Genomic DNA, 6193 nt, shown 5'->3' with positions numbered 1-6193 from the left:
GGCACCACCGATGTTAAAGTTCGCGTAGGTCGGCATAAGCGCCAACTCGATCGTACAAACTTGGTGTGATTTACGCCGCGCGCCATCCGACATTGAGGCCAACGATTAACCTCGATCGTGACAGACGGCCAGGTCGTTAATCTTTTCTAAGCTGCCTGTGCGGCAGTGAACCCGTCGCATCGGCACTACCGGCGCGGACAAGTTTTCTAAGCTGCCTGTGCGGCAGTGAACGTGCGCTTCTAGATATCGCTCTTTAACAATCATTTCTAAGCTGCCTGTGCGGCAGTGAACCGAGCTACGAGATAGAATCGCTTTCTTGTAGTTTTCTAAGCTGCCTGTGCGGCAGTGAACAAGGCGGAACGCCTGTTGAAAAGAAAACTAGATTTCTAAGCTGCCTGTGCGGCAGTGAACTTGGTATTGCGCTGGATTCCAGCCAGTTTTCTTTTCTAAGCTGCCTGTGCGGCAGTGAACACCAACGGCGCCTTGAATTTAATGCGCGAGATTTTCTAAGCTGCCTGTGCGGCAGTGAACCGGCAACTGTCAGCGTGATTTTAATTTCCTTCTTTCTAAGCTGCCTGTGCGGCAGTGAACATCTAATGCAAGCGAAGCTTCAGATAACATGATTTCTAAGCTGCCTGTGCGGCAGTGAACACGACCAAGGCCAGCGCGTTCGCATGTAGCTATTTCTAAGCTGCCTGTGCGGCAGTGAACGATCACGTTCGGTGACTTCAACAAGCTTCCGTTTTCTAAGCTGCCTGTGCGGCAGTGAACCACAAGCGATCAAGGAAATCGCGGGTTGCACCTTTCTAAGCTGCCTGTGCGGCAGTGAACGGCCATTTTCGATTCGCGTCGAGCGCGTGACCTTTCTAAGCTGCCTGTGCGGCAGTGAACAGTGGCGCAAAAGACAGCGGCCTTTTTTCGGTTTTCTAAGCTGCCTGTGCGGCAGTGAACTATAGAATAACGAAATAATAGCCTGTGACAACAGGCCGTTAGGATAAAAATCGTTTTTTACCCTTATTAAAAACGCCCAGTCGTAACTGACTGTATTCGCTATTTATTTCTAAATATCCCAAAAACAAGGGTAAAAGCATTGCTCAGTCTGAGGGCTCACGCTGATCGGTCTTTCATGCTCTACGCGTACTGTTTGCCACTAGATCAAGGAGACCGATATGGCATTGAACGAGCAACCGGCAGACATTGACCGGATCATTGAAATGGCGTGGGAAGATAGAACCCCGTTTGAGGCGATTGAGACGCTGTATGGCTTGCGTCAGGATGACGTCATCGCTTTGATGCGGCGTGAGTTAAAACCACGCAGCTTTAAGGTATGGCGTGAGCGGACGCGCGGGCGTAAAACCAAGCATCAGGCCCTACGTTCAGAGCACGTCTTACGTAGCCATTGCAAGACGCAATACAAAATAAAATCCGCCAAAAAGTGATAGGTTTAGCGATAGATCGTGTTTTGTGAATAACGTGGATGCGTTAATTGGGCGTCTCCGAAACGTTACGGGAAGGTGACAGCCAATTTGTCACTTTCTTATAACACGAGGCCTGCGTGCCAAACCTCATAAAACACTCAGTTAAGATCTTAAATATCAGTCAGTTAAAAAGTTAAACACCGACTAATCCAACCAGTTATCCACAGTTTCTGTTGATAGTAAATGCACAACATAAAACTTATTTAAAACATATAAATCATGAATTTACCGAGGCAAAAAGGTTTTTTATAGAAATTTCTTGACGACGCTGAGGATAAGGAAGCAATCCATCCTTTAGTTTAACCATCGACGCGCAACTTCCATCAACAACTTATCTTTATAGGGATGAGCAAGTAACGTTATCCCATAGGGCACGTTATCGTGAGTGAATAAAGGCATTGTTAGTTGTGGTAATCCACACACATCGGCTAACGCCATAAGACGGCGCTGGGCGAGATTAAAGGTATCACTGGCGGGTTGGTCTGCATCACGGGGCAAAATCGCGCCTGGTGTTGAAGGCATAATCAATACCTTGTCACTCGGCCACATGGCGGTAATGGTATCGCGTAGCTGCTTGCGCGTTTTCTTGGCCTGATAATGGGCTTTGTAATCCACTTCCCGCAGCCGTTCAAGGTAGCCTTGGGTTGAGGTAGGTAAGTCGAGTTCGGCACTGTCTAGCCAAGCTTGATACATCAGTAAAAATTCTTGACTGGCAATCGCAACTTGGGTTTTCTCTACCCGAGTAAGCACTAATTTATTCATCGCTAAGGTGGTTTCTTGGGGAAGGTGAAGCTGTTCGAGGTGTTGATAGACCTGCTTCATCGCCTCATCCGAGTAAAACAAGGCAAAAATTGGCTCAGCAATGACCACACCTTGAATATTGGTGACCGCGGTTGAGGGCTTTGCCACCAGCTCTTGAAACTGGCTTAAATCTCCGAGACTCGCACTGCACACGCCAATATTATCAAAGGTATCAGCCATGGCGATTATCCCGGTAGTATCGACCAAACCAGGCGTGGGCCGATAGCCATAGAGGCCGCAATGCGCGGCGGGGATCCGCACGCCCCCGAACGCATCATTGCCTAAACCCAGATCCGCCAGTTTTTTCGCCACTGCGACTGCGATACCGGCATTGGCACCACCCACACGGCATTGACGATAGTGGGGGTTGCGAAGTTCGGCATAAAAAGGATTGAATCCGGTGATACTAAAGCCGAGCGGATCGATTTGCACCTGGCCGATCACACTGGCACCCTGCGCCATCATCGTTTTCACCACGCCCGCATCTTGGCTTGCGGCTGTGCGCGTTTCCGACCAAGCCGGAATGCCTATCCCTGACACACACGCTTCGAGCGATACCGAATGCGACACCGCTATCTTGTGGCGCCGAAATACGCCGCTTGCACTGTCTTGCCGCGGTGGCTCAAATTGGTGCGCGAACATAGCTTGATCGAGCATAGTGACTGGCCTCAAATAAGTGTTATTGCTTACTGATCAGTGTAATACATTCAGGCGATACTGAGTTGAAATTCCTTCTATCTGACGGTTGCCATCTTTAACCGTGAACACTCGCGGTAACGCTGCCTACTCACGGTTCACCGCAGTAAGATCCGATGTTTGTCGGCACGATTGTTCAAACGCCCTTAACTTCGGGGTCAGATCAGCACTCACAAAGGTGTCGTCGAATATTTGTACCTTACGTGCTAATTGCCAACTATCGATAGATGCCCCTTGGCCATAAGGAATCGCATACACATGAAAATGCTGCCGCTGCGCGACGTAATCGAGATTAGGTGGCACGCGCAACGGTTGATAACTGCGGTTCAAATAGATGTAAAAATCACCCACGCAATTTGCCACTATGTATGAGCCTTGTTGACTACGTAGCGCGAGATACGGCTGGGCGATATCAGTATATTGATTGATATGCCATTTTTCTGCCGTCGGGTTGAGTTCAATCATCGGTGCGGCCGGTAAACTCGGTGGCGGTGCTGCGGGCGACTGAGTGGCGGCAACAGTATCAACCGGCTCAGAGGCTGGTGGCTTGGGATTAATGATACGTACACGTTGCGCGGTATCAGGCTGGCTGTCACCGATAAGTGGAGCAAGCCACCGTTGCCATTGCCCAATAGGCACCATTACCAGCGCAATGGCGCACCATGAGGCCAATACCCAACGCCAAGCCAGCCCAGGTTTGGCCGGTTTTAAAGTGACTGGAGTGGCTTTATGCGTCAGCTCCGTTTCTAGCTGTTCCACGCGCGTTAACGCATCTTTAAGCTCGCGGTTGCGTTGTGTGGCCTCTTTTTTTTCTTTGTCGTGCTCACGTGTCAGGCGCGCATGTTGTCCGTCTAATGATTGGTGCTGACGCTCAAGTTTTTGGTACTGCTCTCGCCACTGGCGGTTATCAAACTCAAGTTTGGCAATTTTAGCCGTGAGGTGTGCCGGAATTTGTTGGCCGGCCTGACGAGATTTGAGGGTGCGGTTTTCTTGCTGCAACACCGCTAACTCTTTTTGCAGGCGTGCAACCTGGCTGCGTAACGCCGCCTGACTTCCCTCGTTTTGCGTTTGCCCTAAAGCGCTATCGTCGCCCTTCCCTAGTTTAACGGCCTGGTATGCTTCACTGACCAGCTGCATCAACCCAGTGCTGCCACCTTTATCCGGATGCACACGGCTAGAAAGTCGCTTATGGCGTTGTTTAACCTGCGCGGCCGTTTCGCCGGCATTCACGCCTAAAAGTTCGTTCCAAGTGGTCATGCTAGGGCTCGTTGAGTCAGTGGTTACCGATTAATGGTAATAATAATATCGGCCAATGTCTTATAACATTGAGCCACCTCGTTTAAAAACGGGCGTTAATCAGTGCAAGACACACTTAGGCAACTGACACATATCACGCGGCATCTATAGCTAGTAGAACCTTCTATAAAGCGATAATTTTTACCTTTTCAGAAGAACAATGCCCTGTTCACTTAATTTTGCATTGCATTCATATTTCTGTGATCTATCATACTTTCCGTCATAACGACGTTCCGATGAAGACAGCAGGAGAGAGATGGCAAATGCCATCCGCCGAAGAAGTAAATCTTTCAGGCACTTAATTGTATGGACTGCTGTTGGAGGAAACTCTGGAGAGACCCGTTAATTCGGGCGCCGAAGGAGCAAGCTTGTTTTCAAGTGAAACTCTCAGGCAAAAGGACAGAGGAGATACCCACCCCAATATGTAGCACTTTTGTTAATATTAGTGTGGTCTATCTTCTCCTTTGATGTTTAAAGGGGGATTAATGCCATTTTTTTCACAACTACCCGATATACCCGCGCTTCTCGCCACCGTTGACGGCTGGATTTGGGGCCCACCGCTTTTATTGTTATTAACCGGTACCGGGCTCTTTTTTACCGTTCGCTTGGGCTTGCTCCAACTCCGCCGTTTACCCTTTGCGCTCAAGCAAATATTTAAACCTTCTGATGCCACCAGCCAAGGCGATGTCTCTGGTTTTGCCGCGCTATGTACCGCATTATCTGCCACCATTGGTACCGGTAATATTATCGGGGTTGCCACAGCAATTTCGTTAGGGGGCCCAGGCGCACTATTTTGGATGTGGTTAGCCGCTTTTTTAGGGATGGCGACCAAATACGCTGAGTGTTTACTGGCGGTGAAATACCGCGAAACCGATCATAAAGGTAATATGCTTGGCGGGCCGATGATGTACCTATCCAAAGGCGCCGGCAAGCCGATATTAGCCAAATTATTTGCCCTATTCGGCATCGGCGTGGCTTGTTTTGGTATTGGCACTTTCCCACAGGTGAACGCCATTAGTAGCGCCGCGACCCATTTGTTTAATATTCCCACCGTTGCCGTCGCTGCTATCCTTACGGTGCTAGTGGCGTTAGTGACTATCGGGGGCGTGAAATCTATCTCGGCCGTCGCCGCCAAAATCGTTCCTGTGATGGCCGTATTATACGTCGCTGCCTGCTTGTGGGTACTCGGCGCCAATATATCCCAATTACCCCATGCGGTTGGCCTGGTGTTTGAGTCCGCGTTTAACGGCATGGCAGCCACCGGCGGCTTTGCTGGGGCCGGTATGATGCTCGCCATTCAATCAGGGATTGCCCGTGGTGTGTTCTCTAACGAGTCTGGCCTAGGGAGTGCCCCCATTGCCGCGGCGGCCGCTAAAACCGACTCTTGCGTTGAGCAAGGGTTGGTATCAATGACAGGCACCTTTATCGATACCTTGGTGATTTGTACCATGACAGGGTTAACGTTAATTTTAACGCAATCATGGTCAGGCGAATTAGCGGGAGCAGCAATGACATCGCATGCCTTTGCCGTGGGCATGGAGAGCAGCATTGGCCCTATGTTAGTAAATATCGGCCTACTCTTTTTCGCCTTCACGACGATTTTAGGCTGGCACTACTATGGCGAGCGCTGCGTCGCGTACTTGTTTGGCAAAAAAGCGATTTATATCTATAAACTATTCTTTATCGGCTTGATTGCATCCGGTGCCTTTATTCAACTGAATACGATCTGGATTCTTGCCGATATTGTTAATGGCTTAATGGCGGTCCCCAACCTCATCGGTTTGTTACTGCTGCGTAAAGTCGTGATTGAAGAGACCCAAGCGTATTTTTCGTCACAAGACAGTGACCAGGCCAGCGAGATAGCGCAACCCTGTTCACAATCATCATGATCGCGTGCCAGTTACTTTGTACAAAAAAAGCCG

4 protein-coding genes, 1 CRISPR repeat array and 2 riboswitches are annotated in these 6193 nt (G+C 49.6%); of the genes, 2 read left to right on the top strand and 2 right to left on the bottom strand.

Annotated elements, in window-relative coordinates:
• Positions 1 to 143 precede the first annotated feature (143 nt).
• Positions 144 to 951: a CRISPR direct-repeat array (repeat unit 28 nt; unit sequence TTTCTAAGCTGCCTGTGCGGCAGTGAAC).
• Positions 952 to 1169: 218 nt separating this feature from the next.
• Complete coding sequence (locus tag BZJ21_RS12610) at positions 1170 to 1439, top strand: TIGR03643 family protein (RefSeq protein ID WP_077669958.1); 270 nt, start codon at positions 1170 to 1172, stop codon at positions 1437 to 1439.
• A gap of 333 nt (positions 1440 to 1772) precedes the next feature.
• On the opposite strand, the gene BZJ21_RS12605 is transcribed toward BZJ21_RS12610, so the two are convergent.
• Both BZJ21_RS12605 and BZJ21_RS12600 read right to left on the bottom strand, forming a co-directional pair.
• Entirely contained in the window at positions 1773 to 2936 is a 1164-nt protein-coding gene (locus BZJ21_RS12605) for an amidase family protein (protein ID WP_077669957.1), read from the bottom strand.
• 126 nt (positions 2937 to 3062) lie between these two features.
• Complete coding sequence (locus BZJ21_RS12600) at positions 3063 to 4232, bottom strand: J domain-containing protein (RefSeq protein ID WP_077669956.1); 1170 nt, start codon at positions 4230 to 4232, stop codon at positions 3063 to 3065.
• 275 nt (positions 4233 to 4507) lie between these two features.
• Positions 4508 to 4595: riboswitch (glycine riboswitch) on the top strand.
• Positions 4596 to 4598: 3 nt separating this feature from the next.
• A riboswitch (glycine riboswitch) is annotated at positions 4599 to 4676 on the top strand.
• A gap of 80 nt (positions 4677 to 4756) precedes the next feature.
• Here BZJ21_RS12600 and BZJ21_RS12595 point away from each other — a divergent pair.
• Entirely contained in the window at positions 4757 to 6160 is a 1404-nt protein-coding gene (locus tag BZJ21_RS12595) for an alanine/glycine:cation symporter family protein (protein ID WP_077669955.1), read from the top strand.
• Positions 6161 to 6193 lie beyond the last annotated feature (33 nt).

The organism is Salinivibrio costicola subsp. alcaliphilus (assembly GCF_001996185.1).
GTDB lineage: Bacteria > Pseudomonadota > Gammaproteobacteria > Enterobacterales > Vibrionaceae > Salinivibrio > Salinivibrio costicola.
Note: the sequence above shows the minus strand (reverse complement) of the source record. Positions and strands in the feature narration are given on the sequence as shown.